At 56.4% G+C, this 1,731-nt stretch carries 1 protein-coding gene and 1 pseudogene; both read left to right on the top strand.

The features are described 5' to 3' along the window. Nucleotides 1-273, top strand: a 273-nt coding sequence (locus tag ABZ937_RS42745) for a DALR anticodon-binding domain-containing protein (RefSeq protein WP_361701082.1), incomplete at its 5' end; no start/stop codon positions are given. A 104-nt stretch (nt 274-377) separates the two neighbouring features. Continuing rightward, nucleotides 378-1,623 (top strand): annotated as a pseudogene (locus ABZ937_RS42740) (IS3 family transposase). Nucleotides 1,624-1,731 lie beyond the last annotated feature (108 nt).

The raw sequence follows: 1,731 nt of genomic DNA, 5'->3' as shown, positions 1-1,731 counted from the left end.
AGCGTGCGCGCCTCGGTGCTGAAGGACGCGGCGGAGATCCAGCTGGCGACTCACCTGGTGGTGCTGCGCGACAAGCTGCAGCCGTACTTCGCGGCGGGCAACTACCAGGAAGCGCTGGTGGAACTGGCCGCGCTGCGTGAGCCGGTGGATGCGTTCTTCGACAACGTGATGGTAATGGCGGACGATGCGGAAGTGCGCGTGAATCGCCTGACGCTGCTGAGCAAGCTGCGCGAACTGTTCCTGCAGGTGGCGGATATCTCCGTACTGCAGTAAGCGATTCTCTGCTGTGAAAAGGCGCCTGCGGGCGCCTTTTTTATTGCTTGTGACCCGTCCTGAATAGCGTTGACACATTTTACTCACGCACAGAGGAAAATGTGATGAACCAGTATATTAAACGCACACAACGCGATTACTCTCTATCCTTTAAACTGGCTGTCGTCGAACAGGTCGAAAAAGGCGAGATGACATACCGCCAGGCGCAAGATCGCTACGGTATCCAAGGCAGCCAGACTGTCATGAACTGGCTGCGCAAATACGGTCAACTTGACTGGCGAACTTCTCCTTCCACCAGAACGTGCGGAGACAACATGCCCAAACTCCCCCTGACGCCCGAACAGCGTATTAAAGAACTTGAGCAGCAACTGGCTGAATCTGAAGTCAAAGCCCAGTTCTTCGAAGCTGTCGTCAAAGTGATGAACACCGACTTTGGCGCCACGCTGACAAAAAAGCAGCTAACCGCCTTATCGCGCAAACACAAGTACCGGGACTCACAGTAACGCGGGCCTGCCGATGGATGGGCATCAGCCGACAAGCGTGGTATCAGTCCCTGCAGCGTGAAGCAGGCAAAGAGGAGCAGGCCCGGCATCTCGTCGAACAGGTGACGGCCATCCGCTTGCACCAACCCCGACTGGGGACACGTAAGCTGCATCACCTGTTGCGGCAACACCCCGAACCGGCGTTGCATGTGGGCCGTGACCGGTTGTTCAGTATCCTGCGCTGCGCGCGGTTACTGGTGATGCCTAAACGGGCGTATCACAAGACGACGCACAGCCATCATCGTTTTTATCGCCATCCCAACCTGCTAAAAGCGGGAGACAATCAAGTAATAGCCAGCCGTCCGGAACAGGTATGGGTGGCGGATATCACCTACCTGCCGCTGAGAACGGGGACGGCGTATGTCAGCCTGGTAACGGATGCCTGGTCGAGAAAAATCGTGGGATATCACGTGCATGACAGTCTGCATACCCGGCATGTCGCCTGCGCGTTCAAAATGGCACTGGCCGGCAGACGCACGGCGTTGCCGTTGGTGCATCACTCGGACAGGGGTATCCAGTACTGCTCGCAGGAATATCAGGCGTTACATCAGCAGTATGGCGTCATCTGCTCGATGACGGACGGGTATGACTGTTATCAGAACGCGCTGGCGGAACGGATAAACGGGATACTCAAAACGGAATACCTGCTCGGCAGGCCAGAAGATATCGCGCAGGCAAGAAAGATGGTCAGGGAGTCGGTGAACCTCTACAACACGCGGCGGCCGCACTTGTCGCTGAAATACAAAACGCCCGATGAGGTTCATCGGGCGTTATCCGGTTGAAAAGTGTCAACCTATATCAGGACTAGTCACCGGTAAACTCCAACTGGCAACCGCCTTCATCCTGCTGATTGCGCTTAATGAGCGGTTGTGCGTGCAGCGCCTGCTCGTTGTCGTGGCCCTCATTACCGGTCTGG

This window comes from Streptomyces sp. NPDC046727 (assembly GCF_040645635.1).
Taxonomy (GTDB): Bacteria; Actinomycetota; Actinomycetes; order Streptomycetales; family Streptomycetaceae; genus Streptomyces.
Note: the sequence above shows the minus strand (reverse complement) of the source record. Positions and strands in the feature narration are given on the sequence as shown.